19 protein-coding genes are annotated in these 19,023 nt (G+C 28.1%); all 19 read left to right on the top strand.

The genetic code is table 11. From position 1 onward, the window contains the following. Positions 1-3 precede the first annotated feature (3 nt). The 19 genes from NSA23_RS04550 (at position 4) to NSA23_RS04465 (ending at position 18,528) form a co-directional block, all read left to right on the top strand. Positions 4-561: a restriction endonuclease subunit S domain-containing protein gene (locus NSA23_RS04550; protein ID WP_042678403.1), complete on the top strand. Its 558-nt coding sequence runs from the start codon at positions 4-6 to the stop codon at positions 559-561. Then, a complete protein-coding gene (locus NSA23_RS04545; RefSeq protein ID WP_257490271.1) occupies positions 554-2,098 on the top strand; it encodes a type I restriction-modification system subunit M in 1,545 nt (514 codons plus the stop codon). Before NSA23_RS04550 ends, NSA23_RS04545 begins: the two co-directional genes overlap by 8 nt. A 15-nt stretch (positions 2,099-2,113) precedes the next feature. Then, complete coding sequence (locus NSA23_RS04540) at positions 2,114-3,334, top strand: restriction endonuclease subunit S (protein WP_257490270.1); 1,221 nt, start codon at positions 2,114-2,116, stop codon at positions 3,332-3,334. An 83-nt stretch (positions 3,335-3,417) separates the two neighbouring features. Continuing rightward, entirely contained in the window at positions 3,418-3,543 is a 126-nt protein-coding gene (locus tag NSA23_RS04535; protein ID WP_257490267.1) for a hypothetical protein, read from the top strand. 146 nt (positions 3,544-3,689) lie between these two features. Continuing rightward, a complete protein-coding gene (locus NSA23_RS04530; protein ID WP_257490266.1) occupies positions 3,690-4,550 on the top strand; it encodes an AraC family transcriptional regulator in 861 nt (286 codons plus the stop codon). Between the two features lie 211 nt (positions 4,551-4,761). After that, positions 4,762-5,436 carry a class I SAM-dependent methyltransferase gene (locus NSA23_RS04525; RefSeq protein WP_257490265.1) on the top strand — a complete coding sequence of 225 codons (675 nt, stop codon included), beginning with the start codon at positions 4,762-4,764 and terminating at the stop codon, positions 5,434-5,436. Then, positions 5,415-5,675, top strand: coding sequence for a YkoF family thiamine/hydroxymethylpyrimidine-binding protein (locus tag NSA23_RS04520; RefSeq protein WP_257490264.1), 261 nt, complete (start codon positions 5,415-5,417; stop codon positions 5,673-5,675). The genes NSA23_RS04525 and NSA23_RS04520 overlap by 22 nt, the downstream gene beginning before the upstream one ends. A 160-nt stretch (positions 5,676-5,835) precedes the next feature. Then, positions 5,836-6,702 carry a MerR family transcriptional regulator gene (locus NSA23_RS04515; protein WP_257490263.1) on the top strand — a complete coding sequence of 289 codons (867 nt, stop codon included), beginning with the start codon at positions 5,836-5,838 and terminating at the stop codon, positions 6,700-6,702. 103 nt (positions 6,703-6,805) lie between these two features. Continuing rightward, a complete protein-coding gene (locus NSA23_RS04510; RefSeq protein WP_075052086.1) occupies positions 6,806-7,045 on the top strand; it encodes a YjdF family protein in 240 nt (79 codons plus the stop codon). Between the two features lie 413 nt (positions 7,046-7,458). Then, entirely contained in the window at positions 7,459-7,644 is a 186-nt protein-coding gene (tnpA, locus tag NSA23_RS04505) for an IS66 family insertion sequence element accessory protein TnpA (protein WP_042678410.1), read from the top strand. A gap of 291 nt (positions 7,645-7,935) precedes the next feature. Next, positions 7,936-8,937, top strand: coding sequence for a phosphotransferase enzyme family protein (locus tag NSA23_RS04500; protein WP_042678411.1), 1,002 nt, complete (start codon positions 7,936-7,938; stop codon positions 8,935-8,937). A 692-nt stretch (positions 8,938-9,629) separates the two neighbouring features. After that, entirely contained in the window at positions 9,630-9,749 is a 120-nt protein-coding gene (locus NSA23_RS16710; RefSeq protein WP_246119150.1) for a replication initiator protein A, read from the top strand. 197 nt (positions 9,750-9,946) lie between these two features. Next, positions 9,947-10,486, top strand: a complete 540-nt coding sequence (locus NSA23_RS04495; protein WP_050069655.1) for a nucleoside/nucleotide kinase family protein — start codon at positions 9,947-9,949, stop codon at positions 10,484-10,486. A 579-nt stretch (positions 10,487-11,065) separates the two neighbouring features. Then, positions 11,066-13,111 (top strand): DUF1430 domain-containing protein, encoded by a 2,046-nt coding sequence (locus tag NSA23_RS04490; protein ID WP_257490262.1) that lies wholly within the window; start codon positions 11,066-11,068, stop codon positions 13,109-13,111. Between the two features lies 1 nt (position 13,112). Next, positions 13,113-13,742, top strand: a complete 630-nt coding sequence (locus NSA23_RS04485; protein ID WP_246119151.1) for an ATP-binding cassette domain-containing protein — start codon at positions 13,113-13,115, stop codon at positions 13,740-13,742. A 17-nt stretch (positions 13,743-13,759) separates the two neighbouring features. Beyond that, complete coding sequence (locus tag NSA23_RS04480; RefSeq protein WP_042678414.1) at positions 13,760-14,434, top strand: response regulator transcription factor; 675 nt, start codon at positions 13,760-13,762, stop codon at positions 14,432-14,434. Then, the gene (locus NSA23_RS04475; protein WP_042678415.1) at positions 14,422-15,594 is read left to right on the top strand and encodes a sensor histidine kinase; all 1,173 of its coding nucleotides are present in this window, start codon (positions 14,422-14,424) and stop codon (positions 15,592-15,594) included. The genes NSA23_RS04480 and NSA23_RS04475 overlap by 13 nt, the downstream gene beginning before the upstream one ends. 517 nt (positions 15,595-16,111) lie before the next feature. Next, on the top strand, positions 16,112-16,537 hold the full coding sequence (locus NSA23_RS04470; RefSeq protein ID WP_042678416.1) for an N-acetyltransferase: 426 nt from the start codon (positions 16,112-16,114) through the stop codon (positions 16,535-16,537). A gap of 590 nt (positions 16,538-17,127) precedes the next feature. Continuing rightward, on the top strand, positions 17,128-18,528 hold the full coding sequence (locus NSA23_RS04465) for a VanZ family protein (protein WP_257490261.1): 1,401 nt from the start codon (positions 17,128-17,130) through the stop codon (positions 18,526-18,528). The last annotated feature ends 495 nt before the right edge of the window (positions 18,529-19,023 follow it).

The following is a 19,023-nucleotide window of genomic DNA, read 5'->3' as shown; positions in this document are numbered from 1 at the left end:
GGAATGAGGCTTAAAGAAATAGTAGAAGTAACCCAAGGAATACCTTTAAGTAGAATTAAAGTAGATGATACAATGGAAACAGAAAAAAGAATAGTTTATTCTTTTGAAAATGAATCTAGTATAATAGTACCAAAGCTTATAGAAGAAACTAATCAAAATATACCAGTAGTTAGAGAAGATATGATATTACTTAATCTTACATCTTATAATGCTAAAAAAGCAGAAAAGGGAGATTTAGGAAAGGTTATACCTTCAAATTATATAATAATAGAGGTTAAAGATAAAAATATTGTAGACCCAGATTATTTAGAATGGTATATAGATAAAAGTGAAAGCTTTGAAAGAGAACTCTACAAGATAAAACAAGGTTCAATAATTATGAGTATTCCTATAAATGAATTTAGAAAGATGAAGATAAAATTGCCAAATATAGAATTTCAAAGAAAGCTAGGAAAAGTAAATAGTTTAAATAGGAGACGGAAGCAACTATTTGCAGAAAGAGAAGAACTACTAGAAAAATCATTAATAACAATAAATGAGGAGGAAATGATGAATGGTTAAAGAAAAATTACATCAGCAGGAACTATATAAGAAATTGTGGAATATGGCAAATGAACTAAGAGGAAATATGAATGCAAATGAGTTTAAGGATTATATATTAGGGGTAATATTCTATAGATATTTATCTGAAAAGGTAGAACAAAGGGCAAATTATATTTTGAAAAATGATAATATGACATATAGAGAAGCTTGGGAGATTGAAGGAATAAGAAAAACATTAATGCAAGCTTTAATAAAACAAAGAGGCTATATGATAGAACCAAAGTATCTTTTTTCAACTATGATAGAAGAAATAGAAAAAGGGGATAGTGGAAAATTCGATGTAGAATATCTTATAAAGGCAATAAACAATATAACAGAATCTACACTAGGACAAGATTCACAAGAGACATTTGAAAACCTATTTGATGATATGGACCTTTCATCTACAAAATTAGGAAAAACAGTAAAAGCAAGATCCAATTTAATGGCTAAGATATTAGTGCTTGTAAATGAAATTTCCTTTACACAAAACGATACAGAAATAGATATATTAGGAGATACTTATGAATATTTAATAGGAAAATTTGCTGCAAACGCAGGACAGAAAGCTGGAGAATTTTATACACCACAAGGAGTAAGTAAAGTATTAGCTAAGATTGTAACATTAGAAAAAGAAGAATTAAAAGATGTATATGACCCAACTTGTGGTTCAGGTTCACTCCTTTTAAGAGTAAATAGAGAAGCTAAGGTAGGTAAGTTTTATGGACAAGAATTAAATTCTACAACCTTTAATTTAGCAAGAATGAATATGTTACTTCATGAAGTGCATCATTCAAGATTTGATATACAAAATGCAGATACAATAGAAGAACCACAACATATGGGAATGGAGTTTGAAGCAGTAGTGGCAAATCCACCATATAGTTCAAAGTGGAGTAGTGATAAAAAGTTTGAACAAGATGAAAGATTTTCAGGATATGGAAAACTTGCACCAAAATCTCGTGCAGACTATGTATTTGTTCAACATATGATTCATCATTTAGCAGACAATGGAACAATGGCAGTAGTACTACCTCATGGAGTATTATTCAGAGGAGGAGCAGAAGAAAATATTAGAAAATATCTAATCAAGGACAAAAACTACTTAGATGTAGTAATAGGACTGCCAGAAAATTTATTCTATGGTACAGGAATACCTACAGTCATATTAGTATATAAGAAATGTAGAAGAGAAGATGATACCATTCTTTTCATAGATGCATCAAAAGGTTTTCAAAAAGTAGGAAATAAGAATATGCTAAGACAAGAAGACATAGAAAAGATAGTTAATACCTATGCAAACAGGGAGGAAATAGACAAGTATTCTCACAATGCTACATTAGAAGAAATAGAAGAAAACGACTATAACTTAAACATCCCAAGATACGTAGACACCTTCGAACCAGAACCAAGAGTAGATATAGACAAAGTAAAGACAAGATTGAATGAAATAGATAAAGAAATAAGTGAAATAGATGAAGAAATAGATAAATATTTAAAAGAACTAGGACTGTAGGAAGGAGGCAGCAATTTGAGAGAACAATTAGTACCAGAACTGAGATTTCCAGAATTTGAAGGAGAATGGGAAGAGAAGAAAGGAAAATTTATATTTAAAACTATTTCTATAAAAAATAAAGGATATTTAGATGTTTTATCTGCTACTCAAGATAGAGGGGTAGTTTATAGAAAAGATTTGGATATGGAAATTCAATATGATAAAGCGAACTTGAATAATTATAAAAAAGTAAGTAAAACAGACTTTGTAATTAGTTTAAGATCTTTTCAAGGTGGTATAGAGTGTTCTGATATAGAGGGAATTATGAGTCCAGCATATACAATATTCAATTTTAAAGATAAAGAATTATATAGTACTGATTTTTTTAGAGTGATGTTTAAATCAGGAGACTTTATTAGAAAATTAGATACTTTAACTTATGGTGTAAGAGATGGAAAATCTATAAGTTATAGAGATTTCTCTAGTATAAATTTTAAAATCCCATCACCCCAAGAACAACAAAAAATAGGAGATTTTTTCTATAAAATAGATAAAAAACTAGAACTGCAACAAGAAAAAATAGATAATCTAAAAAAATATAAAAAAGGTATCATGCAAAGAATATTTAGCCAAGAGATAAGATTTAAAGATGACAATGGAAATGACTATCCTGATTGGGAAGAGAAGAAGTTGGAGGAGATAGTTAGGTTTATAAAAAATTATTCATATTCAAGGAATGATGAAGGAGAAGGAAAATATTCTCATATTCATTATGGGGATATACATTCGAGATACAATGGACTAATTACTAAAAATACAGTAGTACCTAAAATTAAATCTAATAAAGAGCATATAGAGTTAAAAGATGGAGACATTATAGTAGCTGATGCATCTGAAGACTATAAAGATTTAGGAAAAACAGTTATTTTGTTGGAAAAAGGTTCTAGAAATATAATAGCAAGTTTACATACATTTGCATTAAGACCAAATGAAAAATTAAATAGTATATATTTTTTAAATTACAGTTATTCGGATTCATATAAACAATATATGTATAAAAAAGGAACAGGTATATCAGTTTTTGGTATAAATAAAAAGAATTTAGAAAATATGAGCATATTATTGCCTTCACTACAAGAACAAATAAAAATAGCCAACTTCCTATCATCAATAGATAAAAAAATAGAATTAGAAGAAGAAAAATTAGAAGAATACAAAAAGTTTAAAAAAGGGTTAATGCAGAGAATGTTTATATAGATATAGTATTCAATAAACCAATACAAAACAACGCGGACGATATAATAAAATGAATAAAAAAATTTTAATTGGAGGACATTTATATGAAAGATGAAAAAGATAGAAATAAAGATAAAGATAATAAGCTATCTATAGGAATGGGTTTAGGTATAACTTTTGGTATTTTAATAGACAATTTAGTTGTTGGAATAAGTATTGGACTAGCTTAGGGAATAGTTTAAATAAGAAGAGATAGCATTGAAGATTACATGGTTTACATTTTGTATAGTAGTATACAATCTCTCTTATTTGTGCATTAAATGAGAGGGAAAAATAATTCATCTATATTATAGTTTACTATAAATGAGTGAATATTATGGAATGGATAGAACGATTAAATAGTGCAATAAATTATATTGAGGAACATTTAGAAGATGAGATTAATTATGAACAGCTTGCAAAGATTGCTTGCTGTTCAACATATCATTTTCAGCGAATGTTTTCTTATATGGCAAATGTACCTCTTGCAGAATATATCCGTCGAAGACGAATGACAATAGCAGCTGTTGATTTGCAAAATAGTAATGAGAAAGTTATTGATATTGCTTTTAAATATGGGTACAATTCTCCTACTGCATTTAATCGTGCTTTTAAAAATATACATGGAATTACACCATCAGAGGCAAAAACAAAAGGTACATTAATCAAAGCATTCCCTCCGATTAGTTTCAAAATAACAATTAAGGGAGATGTAGAGATGAATTATAAAATTGAAAAAAAAGATAGTTTTAGAATCATTGGAGTATCACAACCTTTATACAAAGAAATTGAGAAAAATTTTAAGATTGTTCCTCAAATGTGGCAAAAGGTAGCAACAAATGGCACTGTAGAAAAATTGGTTTCTATGATGAATACGGAGCTAAAGGGTATATTGGGAGTAAGTGCATGTAATGAAGAAGATGAATGGAGATATTATATTGGTGTTGCAAGTGATAAACCTATAGATGAAGGGTTTGAGGAATATATTGTTCCTGAGTTAACTTGGGCAATTTTTTATGGAGAGGGATCTATGCCACATTCTATACAAGAACTTGAAAAAAGAATTGTAACGGAATGGCTTCCTACATCAGGATATGAATATGCCAATGGACCTGATATTGAATTATATTTATCACCAGATCCACAAAATGCAAAGTTTGAAGTATGGATTCCTGTTGTAAAAAAACCTAACAACTAGATATAAGAACGCAAAAAAGTAAGACGGTAAGAGTAAAATTTTGCCGTTTTTTTAATATTTATAGGGAAGTTTATTATCAAGAATCTTTAGTGTTACAGATATCATTTTTATTACTTTTAAATTAGTATTTAAAAAAGTTAGGCAAAGACTATATATTTGATATAATGAACTTGTTTAAGGTTATAAAGATAAATAGAAAGTAGGGAATGAAATGTCTTTTTTTGATAATGAAGCCATGCTTTATGATGAATGGTATAAGACAAAGATGGGAAACTTTGTAGATGAAGTAGAAACCAAATGTGTTTTTGATTTATTAAAAATAAAACCAGGAACTAAGGTATTAGATGTAGGTTGTGGTACAGGTAATTTTAGCATAAAATTAGCAAGGATGGGTTGTAAAGTAACAGCTATAGATATATCAGAAGAAATGTTAAAAGTAGCAAAGACTAAAGCTAAAAAAGAGAATTTAGATATTCAATTTTATAATATGAATGTATATGATTTACAATTTGAAGCTAACTATTTTGATGCAGTGATTTCAGTTACAGCATTTGAATTTATAAAGGATACTAGAAGAGCTATAGAAGAAATGTTTAGAGTATTAAATGATAATGGACAGATGGTAATTGGTACTATAAACAAGGATAGCCAATGGGGAGATATGTATTTATCAAAAGAATTTCAAGAAAATACAGTGTTTAAATATGCAGTTTTTAAAACTGAAGAAGATTTAAAACAACTTAAACCAGATAAATTGAAGGATATAAGAAAGTGTTTATTTATTTCTCCAAGTGCAAAAGAAGAAGAGATTTCTTTGAGTAAAGAAAAGGAATTATCTAAACACAATAAAAGAGGTGGTTTTGTATGTGCACTATGGGAAAAATAGCTTCCTGTGAGATAGCTTTTATTCCAATTGTTAGTGATGATTATGTATTGCAGGTAGATAAGGTTTTAAATATAATTAAGTCTTATGATATAGAGTATAATGTCGGAATATTGTCTACTACAATAAGAGGAGATATAGGTAAGATACATGATTTAACATTTGAAGTTTATAATAGTATGGACAAAGAATGTAAATTTACAATGGATATAAAATTATCTAATATTTGTGGCTGTGATTAAATTTAAAATAAATATTTTTAGCACTAAATAAGGCTGATAAAAATCATATTAGCCTTATTATAAAATAAACTAACAAGTTGTAAAAATTTTATGCTATTAGCTATTTTTCTTGACTAGTCCCTAAGGGGTTAGCTTATAGTTAATTTAGGAGGTGTTCATTGTGAAAATAAATGAAGTATGTAATGCCACTGGATTAACAAAAAAAGCTATCGATTATTATCAACAAAAGAAAATTATTAATCCTAAAATTGATGAAAGTGGATATAGACAGTTTAATGAATTTGAAATTGAGAGATTAAAACAGGTAAGTGTACTTAGATCATTAGGATTATCAATACCTGAAATTAAAAGAATTTTAGATTCTAAATTTTCTAAAGAAGAGTTAAGAAAATCTGTTGTTAGAAAGCAATTAGAAAATGAACTCTCTGAAAAACAAACGCAATTATTAGAACAGCTTTCAGATGGCAAAAACATTGAAGAAATTAATAAGAAAATTATAGAATTAAATAAAAAGAAGTCAATAAAAGAAAAACTTTTAGAAGTTTTTCCAGGATTCTATGGCAGATTTTTTGTAAGTCATTTCAGTCGATTTTTAGAAGAACCTATAAAAACAGAAGAGCAAAGGAAAGCTTATAAGGTAATTGTAAGCTTTTTAGACCAAGTAGATCCACCTGAAATTTCAGATGAGATTATGAGCCAATTTGAAGAAGAAATGGACTTTTGGACAGATGAAAAACTTATGGAAGTTGAAGAAAAAAGACAGCAAAATATTGAGAATCATGAAGAATTTCTAGATGAATATTCTGAAATGATTAAGCAGTATCAAGCTTTTAAAGAATCATCAGAATACCAATCATCTCCATATGGTCAATTAATGGAGGCTATGAAATCATTTGGACAAACAAGTGGTTATAATGATATCTTCATTCCTGCAATGAGAAAATTATCCCCTTCATATGAAGAATATTATCAAAACCTATTAAAAGCAAATGAAGTGTTTAAAGAAAGGCATCCAGATTTTAAATAGGAGCATAAAAAATGGTAAGGGCAAAATCTTACCATTTTTTATATGTACAAAATTAATTGGAATCTAAGTAAATATTTTTATATATGCTACAATTATTTATAATATGCTGAAGGAAAATCTTAAGGCTAATACAAAAATAAATCCTAAAAGGATGCAAAAAGAAATTAATAAACAGTTAAAAAGTAAAGGTATAGGAACAAAATTTCAACAGGCATTAAAATTGCAACAGGAACAAAACAAACTAGAGAGAAAGTCTTTAAGTAAAAGAAGAAAGGAAGAGGAAAAGAAAATTCAATTTCAATTGAGGCAGCAAAAGAAAAGGGCAAAACACCGAGGTAAATAAATTTTGTAAGATAACTAAGTTTAATAGGTATAGGATGTAAAACAATGGAAAAGTATAGTCTCCTTTAAATAATTTAAGACGGAACAATATGAAGGTTTATTTTCTTAATAAAAAAGACTGGCAACTAAACAGCACCCTGTCAAGTAGACAGTCCCTACCATTTCTTTCTATAACTTAAATCAAATTGATCTTCAATCCACTGAGGAAGGCTTTTAGAAACTTTTTCAGTGGATTTTTGCTTTTCCCTTTTTCCTCTTGTCTCTTTTGATAAATCCTAGTTTCAATACATACACTATTTTCAAATACAAATTCCTCTAAGTATTAATAAGGTAAGCGTCAAAGTTAGGCCACATTTTCAACCCATGGTTTCTATGAGATAATACCTTTAAATAATAATAAGGAGGCTGTCTTAAATGAAACTTGAAGATAGAAAGTTTTGGATTGAACGAATTCAAGGTTATAGAAATAGGGGTTTAACAGCCGTTAAATGGTCAGAAGAAAAAGGCATTTCTGTTCGTAAACTCAGAAACTACATTAATAAATTCAATAAAGAGAAGAAACAAAATGGGTATCTGTTGTTCCTAAGGAAATATCAGTAAGTAAAGAAACCTCTTCGCTTGTAAGGAACGTGCTATAATAATGACACGAGCATGAAGTATAGATGATTCAAGAGCTTTGAAGTTCTATCCTAAAAATATTTTAAATTATTTTGGAAAAAATTATATTAAGAGAGTAAATTTTATATAGTTAGTGAGTTGCATGGGGAAACTATGTAGACTATAGTTTTCGTATGGGGATTATTGTTAAAAATAAGGAAATTTGTATTTTGTTGCATAGTTGTAGAAGCACGTGAACTAAAAGTATTTCAAAAAAATGAGGTGAAAGGTTGAATGGAAATGATGGATAAATATGTTAGCAAAATATTACAGAAAGCAGAAAGTGTATACAATGCCAAAACTGTAAATAAGAATCCATTAGGAAACTCGGCTAATATGATATTTGAACTTTCAACGAAAGATAATCCGATTATTCTAAGGATTTCTGAATACTCAGAGTATAAGGAAAAACATATTAATTTTGAATTAAAGTGGTTAAAGTATCTTTCGGAACAAATTAGAGAGGTTATAGATCCCATTTTAAGTGGAAACGGTAAGCTATACGAAATAGTCAGTATAGACGGAGAGTCGTACATATTATGTGCTTTCTCAAAAGCACCAGGACGACTTGTAGATCAGAATAATCTTGATGAATGGAATGAAACTCTGTTTTACAAATTAGGTTCAATTATGGGTAATATTCATAAAGGTTCAAAGCAGTATATACTTGATAAAAAAGTAAAATTATGTTTTGAATGGAATGAGGATTTTGCATTTTCAACTGAATTTAATTTACTTGATGATGATGTACTTAAAATATGGGATAAGATAATTTTTGAACTTGAAAAGTTGCCCAAAACAGTAGATTCATATGGTATAATACACAATGATTTACACCAATTGAATTTCTTTATTGATGGTGATAAAGTAAAGGTATTTGATTTTGATGATTGTGTTTGCAGTTGGTATTCGTTTGATATAGCTTTAACATTATTTCAATTTGTTTCCACAATTTCATATAGAGAAACTCAAGCTCGGAATATTTTTGCTGAAAAATTTATTTATTCTTTTTTAAAAGGATACAAAACTCAGAATAGTATAGAAAGTTTTTGGATTGATAAATTTGATTTGTTCTTAAGGTATCGCAGAATATGCACATATAAATTTATTAAAACGATATTTTCAAAGAAAGCTGTCAATCCTCATGTTGAATATTTAGCTTGGCTAAGAGAGGAAATTATTAATGATAAGCCATTTGTTAAAATTAATTATCAAAAATTATCTGAAATTTTATAGTATTTGCCAATATTATTAGAATAATATTAAATATTATTTTATCCGCAAATGTTATAGAATGTACATCAGTAAATTTATGTGTATTAAATATAATTTGAAGAAAGTGCAAAGCATGAGCACTTATATAGTTTTGGTTTTAGTGGCTACCGTTTTTATTAAACAACTAATATATATTAAAAGCCTAATAATTTCCACAAAAAAGCAATATAGAATTTGTGCTATAGAGGAATCATTCAGCAATTTCGTGGAAAAGAATTGTATTTATGGGGTGGAATCAGCAGAGCAGATATTGAGATTGCCGATAGTATTAAATTAAAATACTTTAATATGTCAAATACTCAAACTGGAAGCTTGAATTTTGAACGAAAGGAACATAAATTGTTTATGATATTTTAATTAAAAATGTAAGAGCTGTTAATCAGATGCATTCTGCTGAATAAAGACTATGAGCATAGTCTTTAGTTTTATTTAAGACATATAAATTATATAATGCCAATTAATATTTTTTATAAAGTAGGTGATTAAATTTAATAGTAAGAAAGTAAGCATTAGCTAAATCAAAAAATAAATATTAGCATTCAAACCAATGGTAAGAGTGAAATCTTGTCGCTTTTTTATGCAGAGAATCAATTAGTAGGAGATGGCTATTATAGCAAAGAATCAGGGCAATTTTCATTCTTTGGAATACCAAGGTGCTTTACACAGAGCAAATACTTAAAAATCTTTCATCTGATGCCAAAGTACTCTATGGAATTCTTTTGGATCGAATGGAATTATCTATAGGAAGTGGGGAGTGGATGAAAACATTATGAAGGTTATAGAGTGGGGAAATAAGAAGTCAGTAAAAGTACTTTCAGAACTTGATAGAGAAATATAAAGTTATAAAATCTATATCAAATAAATGTTATTTGATTAATAAGTTGTTTAGAGAGACTAAGAATAGTATAATTTTGTATGAAGGTCGATAAGAATAATCAGAAAAATTATAACTTGTGAGGTGAAGAATAAAATGGAAAGGCCATTTGTAATTGGGATAGTAGCAGTATCGGGTGGTGGAAAGACTACTATTATAGATGAATTGAAGGGTAGGTTGAACTCTTCAAAAACTCTATATTTTGATGATTATAGTTTTGAAGGAGAAGTAGATGATTTTTATGAATGGACAAAGGATGGTGCAGATTATAATGTATGGAATCTGGAACCTCTGAAGGTTGATATAGAGAAGTTACTAAAAGAAACCGATTTAGAGTATATTTTATTGGATTATCCTTTTGCGTATAAAAATGAACAAATAAGGCCTTATATAGACTTTTTAATATTCATTGACACCTCATTGGATATTGCAATGGCGAGAAGATTTTTAAGGGATTATAGAGATGCTTCTACAAAAATCATTTGTGCTGATTTAGAACAATACTTAAATGGATCAAGAATAGCATACATTGAAATGTTAAGAACAATAAGGCCAAACTCTGATTTTATTGTCAATGGCACTTTACCTATAACTAAAGTAGTAGATCAAATAATTGAAAAATTAATGAATTTGTAGGATTTTGAATATAATCATTACCAAAAATTAAATAGAAAATTGGCTATCGGTAAGAAAAAATCTTACCTTTTTTTATTACTCAAAACCTGTTAAAGAAAGAAAACATATCTTAAAAAAACATTTCAAATCAGAGAATTTTTATCAATATTGCAATAATCCATAATTGACTATAAAAGATATATAGAATAAATATACTGAAGTAAGAAATAGAATAGTTTAGGGGAAATCAAATGTTAACAGGAGATATTAGAAATAAAGTTGATAGAATATGGAAGGTATTTTAGACTGGAGGAGCTACCAATTCTCTTTCGGTTATTGAGCAGATTACATATCTATTATTTATAATTGATGGGCTACATAGGGGGACTATATAGGCTATGGTTTTTGTATGGAGTTTATTAATTTAAAGTTTAAAAAGTCTATATTACTTTATTCTTGAATCAAGGTAAAAGAAAAAATACATTTCTATTTTGAGATAGTTATGCATTTTTTCTTTTGCCTTGATATTTTCTTGATATTCTTTTAGTTAAATATAATCAAAGGAACAAAATAAAAGGACAAATTTGGGAGGAGGATTATATGGCTAAAGCCAAAACTATTGTATCATTTTTTATATTTTTATTTGGTTTTCTTATAATAGGTGAAAGTAATACATTTTATCTAGAAAATTTTCAAGATAGCTATCAACAAGTAGGTTATTATTTAGAAGTTGGAGATTCTGAAGAGAAAATGAGAGATTCTATTATTGAGAAATCTAAAGAATTTGATGTACCAATATTTACAATGGTAAAAGAAGACGGAGGTATTTATAATAGAAAGATTATCCTCTATGGAGATAAGACTATTTGGAGCAAATTAAAGAAAGATTGGGGTATAGTTGAAGGAAATCATCATTCCTTTTTTACTGGGAATACAAATTTTGAATTTAAAGATTTTTCTGATGCACCAGTTGCTAAAATCTATGATTACTGGTACTTTGCATCTAAAGAAGAACTAGAACCTATGCTGAGACCAGGAATGGTACGATATTCAGGTAATTTTAGGAATATGCCTATAGGAGATATTTCTCAAAGAACAACAGCTGGAATATGGCTGATTATGATTGTATTGCTATTATTGCTAACGTCTTATGATGTGCTATATAGCAAAAAAGAAAGAGCAATTGAAATAATTTTAGGAAGTGATCCTAAATATTTGTTTATAAAAAAATTAAGGAAAGATATCTATAGTTATACTATAGCTTTAATAGCTTCAATTTTAATTTTATTACCCTTTACTAAACCATTGTTTCGTTGGAATATTAGTTTAATAATGTATATATTATTCTCAATTTTAAATGGTATTTTTTTATTCTTTGGGATGAAAATAAAAAGAGTTAAAATTTCTAAGATGGAAAAATCTACAAATGCTGCTCTTAAAATGAGTTTAATAATAAAAAGGGTTACTACTGCCCTTACAGTAATATTTTTATCTACGACCATAGGTCTTGCTATTGAAGGATATAATCTATATAAACAAAGGGATTATTATAATATTCAAGGTAGTTATGCTCATGTAAAAATAGAGTATCCATTTGATTATTCAAAAGTAGAACAATTAGATGGATTTTATGAAATCAGTCCATTGACTACAGATGAACAACTCATAGACAATTTCATGAGATACAGCTATAGAGAATTAAATTGCAAAATATTATATTATGACGATATGAGTAATATTTATCCATCTTGGGGAGATAGAAAAATTATGGCAAACAAAAATGTACTACCTGAATTAAAAGAAAAAATACAAGAAATTAAAAATCTATCTTTTGAGGAAGGTCATTATTTATTTATTCCTAAAGGCTTAAATAAAGACAAAATAGTAGAGGATTTAACAGATAAAAGCATATTTAGTATACCTGAAGAAACCATTAAAGGTATTGTGACTTATAAAGGGGATGCTTTTGTAACTGTGGAAGGTAGAAAAGATTTTGAGTATGACTATACCTATGAAATTAAAAATCCTGTAATTATATTAGATAATTATGATTATGGAAGGTTTCCATTATATACTGTATCATATGGTCATAAAGAACCAGACATATTTAATGGAATAATAGGTAAAAAAGCTCTTTATTATATGCAATTTGCAAAGTTAATAGATAATAAGGACAAGATCTATGAATTCGGGGAGAAGATGTCTTCTGAAATAATTAATCCAAATTTAGTGGAATATACCATTACAAATGTTAGAACATGGTATGAAGGCTTGTGGGCTTTACAGAATAGAGGACTTTTTATTAGCCTTATTCTTACTATTTTGATTTTACTACTTGAAATTAGTATATCTACTATTACTTTAGTTATGGACTATGAAGTAAATGCTAATGAATTGATAATTAGAAAAGTACTGGGATATTCTAAATTTGAACGTCATAGAAAGATGCTTATTATAACCAGTTCTATCTGTTTATTTTCTTTAATACTTGCTTTTGTTATTCATTTTAAATTTAACATAGGTATTATATCTTATATGGTTTATGGTAGCATTATAGTTTATGTATTGGATATATTCATTTTAAGTATCCTGATCCATAAAATTGACAAGGAACAAATTCAAAAAATATTGAAAGGAGGAATTTAGTGTGAAAAAAGAAATAAATAAAGGAATATTTATTGAAGGCTTATGTAAATCATTTGGTGATTATGTTCTCTTTGATAATTTTAACTTAAATATAGAATCCAGAGAATTTGTTGTTATTGCAGGAGAAAGCGGATGCGGTAAAACTACTCTTTTAAATATGATTGGAGGATTAGAAACCATTGATAATGGAAAGGTCTATGTAAATGGGTATGATATTGTTAATATGAAAGATTTTAAAAATTATTTTCGTCATGAAGTAGGATTTATTTTTCAAAACTTTGCTCTTGTGGAACAAAAGACTGTAAAAGAAAATCTTGAAATGGTTCATCCAAATGGAAAATCAGGACTTTCTGTTAAAGAGGCCTTAAAAATCATAGGAATGGAAAAAGCTATCCATCAAAAAGTTTATACTTTATCAGGTGGAGAGCAACAGAGGATATCTTTAGCTAGATTGCTAATGAAAGATTGCAATTTAATCCTAGCTGATGAACCAACAGCTTCCTTAGATAGAAGGAATGGAGAAATAATTATAGATTTTTTGAAGCAAATAAATAAAAATGGTAAAACTGTAATAATGGTCACCCACGACGAAAATCTTATGGAAGAAGGGAATAGGACAATATATCTGTAATGGAAAGGAGTAGGAATATGGCTTATAAAATATTAGTAGTTGATGATGAGATGGAAATAATAAATCTTTTAGTGAGATATCTTGAAAAAATAGGATATGAGGTAATATCAGCTATGAACGGTAGTCAGGCAATTAAGCAAATTTCTAAAGCTCCAGATTTAATTTTGTTAGATGTCAATTTACCTGATATTGATGGTTTCTCCATATGTGAGAGCATTAGAAACATAGTGAATTGTCCAATTTTATTTTTAACTGCTCGAATCGAAGATGAGGATAAGATAAAAGGATTTGGAGTTGGCGGGGATGATTATATTTTAAAACCTTTTAGTTTAAAAGAGTTAGGAGCAAGAGTTGCAGCCCATATTCGTAGAGCTCATAGAGCACCAGTAAATCCTTCAATTGTATATGATGATGGACTTAGTATAGATTATGGTGGAAAAAAAATATCTTTTAGAGGTAAAGATTTATGTTTTACAGAATATGAGTATAAAATTACTGAGCTTTTAAGTTTACATTCTGGACAGATTTTTGATAAAGAAAGAATATACGAACTTATTTGGGGGTATGAATCCGAAGGGAATTCTAAGGTAGTTGTAGAGCATATCCGAAAAATAAGGTTTAAAATAGAAAATGTAGGAGGAAAAGAGCATATTGAAACTATATGGGGGATGGGATATCGATGGAAAAGCTAAAGAATATTAAAGATAAATCTGTTTTTATTCCCTTTGTTGTATTAGTAATTTTTCTTGTAGTTTTTGGGATTATTTTAATTATGTGGATCTACGAGGTATTTGATAACTGGAGGACTGATTTACGGCTGGAGTATACTTTCGAGATTCCTGGAATAGAGCTTCCAGATGGCACAATAGTACGGGATACTAGCAATATATTACAATTATATTCTAATAAGGATATGGTTAAGAATTGTATTTTCTTCGTAACTCCTTATATAGCAGGAGCTTTATATTTATTGTTTGTTTTTAAATGTCTTCAATTGCTTTATAACAAATATATCACAGAACCAATAAATCAAATGTTAGATGCAGCAGAGAAAATTAAGCAAAATGACTTAGATTTTTACTTGAAGAGCACAGCAAAAAATGAATTTGGTATATTATTGGAAGCCTTCGAAAGGATTCGTCTAGCATTGGTAGAAAACAATAGGAGTACATGGGCAAAAGATGAACAGAGAAAACTAGTCAATAGGGCTTTTATTCATGATGTAAGAACACCCTTGGCAATTCTCAAAGGAAATGTGGAATACTTTAGTATGGACGAAATAGATCCGAAGAAATTAGAAATATTGAGTATAATGGAAAAACAAATAGAACGTTTAACAAATTATGTGGAAGAAATGAGTACTTTAAATAAATTAGAAGAAAGACAAGCCAAAATAGCTAAAGTCAATGTATTGGAGTGGGAACAGGAAGTAAAGAATTTGGCTATGTCAATGATTATAGATAAAAATATTCAATTTAATTCAAAATCTACAGTAGACAATGTATATCTTGATAAATATATGATTCAAGAGATTCTAGAAAACATATTATCTAATGCCATACGCTATGCTGAAAATAATATTAATATAGCTTTAGAGATTAATGATACTTGTTGGTCTATAAGAATTAGTAATGACGGTAAACCTTTTACTGAAGATGAACTTAGATTTGCTAAATTTCTTTTTTATAAAGAAAAGGCTAATTTTGTGGAAAATGTGGCTTCCTATGACGAGCATACTGGTATTGGCTTATATTTGTCTGAACTATATGTCAAAAAACATGGTGGAAGTCTAGATTTAGTTAATGCTCCAGATGCTACTGTAATTGTTAAAGGCAAAACTCGAAATATGTAAGGCAAAAGGGTAGATTATTAACTAATTTCCGTACTATAAAACAGTTAAAAGAAACCCCTCGTGTCAGATTAATGATACAAATATTATATATACTAATAAAATGGAATAAGAAATAGCCTAAGATATCTAAAACAATGGATTTATAGTGAATCAAATTGTAGTTTAATCTACTATAAACCATATATGAAAACCCGAAAATAATATAAAAAATGTAAGAAAAAGCCTGATTTTTTTCCGACCCAGCTTACAGGGAACGTGTTATAATAATGACACGGGCAGAAAACATAGATAAATTAAGAGCTCTAAAGCTCTATCCTAAAAATGTTTTAATGATTTTAAAAAGTCATATTAGGTAAGTTAAATTTATGTAATTAATTGATTGTATGTAGAGGGCATATAGGTTATAGTTTTTGTATGGAGCTTATTAAGTAAAAATAAAAAGATTTATATTTATTGCACAGTTGTAGATAAATGTGAATTAAGGATTAAAATATTTGATAAATAAGGAGTATATATAATGATAAAAGAATTAGATGTATCTAAAATAGATAGTGTAATGAAAATTTGGATTGAAGCAAATATTATTGCTCATGATTTTATTTCTGAAGATTATTGGAAGTCAAACTATGATTTTGTAAAGAAAGTTTTGCCAGAGTCTACTGTCTTTGTTTATGAAGATGATGGTGAAATAAGAGGATTCATAGGGATTATGGAAAAGTCATATATTGCAGGATTATTTGTTGCTAACCAATATCAGTGTAATGGAATAGGGAGTAGATTAATTGAAAAATGTAAGGAATATTATCCTGTTTTAAAGTTAGATGTTTATGCCAAGAATTTAAAAGCGGTAAACTTCTATAAGAAACATGGATTTAAAATAGAACAAGAAAAAGAAAATGATGAAACTAAGGAAATTGAGTATTCAATGATATGGAAGTTATAATACAATAAAATTTCATTGTAAAGACACATCATTTATAAACTGAGTCCTGGCTTTAGAAATTATTTGAAGAGTATTTTTACTGATTTATATGATTATCACTATAACTAATAGTGTAAAGTTTCATGCAACTAATAATCTTTCTGATTTTAATAAAAGTCTCTTGTGTCAAGTTAATGATAAGAATACCTTTAAATAGTGAAAGAAAATTTAAAATACAATAAAACATTAGAAACAACGATTTTAGAGAGGATTATTTAATAATTTAATTCTCTCTAAAATATATCTAAAAATATGAACATAATCCAAAAAATGCGAATAAAAAGTTGATTCTTCTCCGACCCTGCTTGTGGAAAACGTGCTATTATAATGACACGTGCATGAAATATAGATAAATAGGGATTCTGAAGCTCTATCCAGAAATATTTTGATGGTTTTAGAAAAAGTTATAAAAGTGATATAATGAAAGTAAATTTTATATAGTTGATAAGTTGAATGAAGAGACATATAGGCTATAGGTTTTGTATGGAGTTTATTGATTTAAAATAAGTATATTTTATAACAGAAAAATTGCATAAAATGGGGGTATGTAATTGAGGACACATGAAATACTAGGGATAATAAAAAGAAATTTCCATATAGGTTTAATAGGAGTAATAATATTAGGAATATTATGGTCTATAGGTTATTTTTTTATTTATAAAAGAGTTTTAGGTGGAAAGAAAAGTCCTACTAAAAAACAGATAATCTTAGGGTGTGCATTTACTGGATATATAATCATGGTACTAGGGGTTACATTTTTGAATAGAAATTCTAACTTTAAGGGCAATGTAAATTTTCATTTTTTAAGTTCCTATAGGGAAGCGTGGAATACATTTACCCTTAGAAGTTGGCAGTTTCTCATTTTAAATATATTAATGTTTATGCCTTTAGGGATATTACTTCCCCTTTTACATAATAGATTTCATGAGATTAAATGGACAATGGGTACGGCTTTAGGCTTTACTTTATTTATTGAATGTTTACAGTTAATAACAGGTTTTGGTATTTTTGAATTAGATGATATTTTTAACAATGTATTGGGAGCATTAATAGGATATGGAATCATAATGACGATATTTACAATATTAGAAGCACCAAAACACAGGTTTTTAAAAATAGTGGGATACTTATCTCCTCTAATACTAACACTAGTTATATTTATGGGGATCTTTAGTTATTATAATTCACAGGAATTTGGGAATCTTCCAGTAGCATATAGCTATAAAATGAATATAAAAAATACTAAAATATCTTTAGATGTAGAGTTAAATAAAGAAAGAAATCTAGCTACTGTTTATCAGGCTCCTAATTATAATAAAAATTCTGCTGAAGAATTTGTTACTAGCTTTCTTGAAAATCGACACATAGACACTAAGAATATAGAAATAAATCCTTATAGTAATAGTGCAATCTATTGGATAAGGAGTGAGCCGAGTTATAATATATGGATTGAATATCTTGATGGTAGTTATAGATATACAGATTTTTCAAGCTTTGATGAAGGAATAGAACCAATGGATATAGATCAAGATACTTTATTTGAGGAATTATCTGATTTTGGAATCCAGATACCAACAAAGGCTGTATTTAATAATAAAGATTTGGGCAGCTATGAATGGGTTGTAGAAAAGGAGATTATAGGAGATTCCATTATGGAAGGTGTATTAACTTGTAGATACTATAGTGATAATACAATTAAGGAAATTAATAATAATTTAATTACCTATAACAGGGTAAAAGAAGTTCCCATTAAAAGTGAAACTGAAGCTTTTGAAGAATTAGTAGATGGAAAATTCAAGTTTTTTGATTCAGTTGATAAGATAGAATCTATTAATATAAAGGACGTGGAATTGAATTATCATTTAGATTCTAAAGGATACTATCAGCCAGCATATTCTTTTGATTCGGTAATAGATGGCAAAGAATTTAAAATCATTATTCCAGCTCTATAATGTTGGATATTGAAAAACTAAACTAAAGATATTACACATAATTTGAAAGTATATTTAAATAAACTATTTTACCCCAAATTAAGGGTGGGGAATTTTTTAAGATTCCTATATTCCTCCTGAGGTTAAGAAGAAGCCCACGTGTCAGACTAATGATACAATTATTTTCTACACAAATAAATTATAGTAAGGAACATCACAAGGCATTCAAAACAACAGATTTAGAGTGGACTAAGCAATAGCTTAATCCACTCTAAAATATATCTAAAAACATAAAATAACACAAAAAACGTAGGAAAATACCTACTTTCCCTCCGACCTTGCTTGCGGGGAACGTGCTATAATAATGACACGTGCAGAAGGTCTTGATAATTTGATGGGTTTGAAGCTCTATCCTAAAAATATATGTAATAATTTAAGGAAAATTATATAATGAAAGTAGACTTATATAGATTATAGGTTGCATAGAGAAATTATATAACTAATAGTTTTTGCATC

Origin of the sequence: Anaerosalibacter massiliensis, assembly GCF_024623155.1 — a bacterium.
Taxonomy (GTDB): Bacteria; Bacillota; Clostridia; order Tissierellales; family Sporanaerobacteraceae; genus Anaerosalibacter; species Anaerosalibacter massiliensis.
This window is presented reverse-complemented; position numbering and strand designations above follow the sequence as displayed.

Bases quoted from the DNA above. Each gene is read 5' to 3' on its own strand.
- NSA23_RS04550 (WP_042678403.1), top strand. From the start codon at position 4: ATGAGGCTTAAAGAAATAGTAGAAGTAACCCAAGGAATACCTTTAAGT.
- NSA23_RS04545 (WP_257490271.1), top strand. From the start codon at position 554: ATGGTTAAAGAAAAATTACATCAGCAGGAACTATATAAGAAATTGTGG.
- NSA23_RS04535 (WP_257490267.1), top strand. From the start codon at position 3,418: ATGAAAGATGAAAAAGATAGAAATAAAGATAAAGATAATAAGCTATCT.
- NSA23_RS04530 (WP_257490266.1), top strand. From the start codon at position 3,690: ATGGAATGGATAGAACGATTAAATAGTGCAATAAATTATATTGAGGAA.
- NSA23_RS04525 (WP_257490265.1), top strand. From the start codon at position 4,762: ATGTCTTTTTTTGATAATGAAGCCATGCTTTATGATGAATGGTATAAG.
- NSA23_RS04520 (WP_257490264.1), top strand. From the start codon at position 5,415: ATGTGCACTATGGGAAAAATAGCTTCCTGTGAGATAGCTTTTATTCCA.
- NSA23_RS04510 (WP_075052086.1), top strand. From the start codon at position 6,806: ATGCTGAAGGAAAATCTTAAGGCTAATACAAAAATAAATCCTAAAAGG.
- tnpA (WP_042678410.1), top strand. From the start codon at position 7,459: ATGAAACTTGAAGATAGAAAGTTTTGGATTGAACGAATTCAAGGTTAT.
- NSA23_RS04500 (WP_042678411.1), top strand. From the start codon at position 7,936: ATGGAAATGATGGATAAATATGTTAGCAAAATATTACAGAAAGCAGAA.
- NSA23_RS04495 (WP_050069655.1), top strand. From the start codon at position 9,947: ATGGAAAGGCCATTTGTAATTGGGATAGTAGCAGTATCGGGTGGTGGA.
- NSA23_RS04490 (WP_257490262.1), top strand. From the start codon at position 11,066: ATGGCTAAAGCCAAAACTATTGTATCATTTTTTATATTTTTATTTGGT.
- NSA23_RS04480 (WP_042678414.1), top strand. From the start codon at position 13,760: ATGGCTTATAAAATATTAGTAGTTGATGATGAGATGGAAATAATAAAT.
- NSA23_RS04475 (WP_042678415.1), top strand. From the start codon at position 14,422: ATGGAAAAGCTAAAGAATATTAAAGATAAATCTGTTTTTATTCCCTTT.
- NSA23_RS04470 (WP_042678416.1), top strand. From the start codon at position 16,112: ATGATAAAAGAATTAGATGTATCTAAAATAGATAGTGTAATGAAAATT.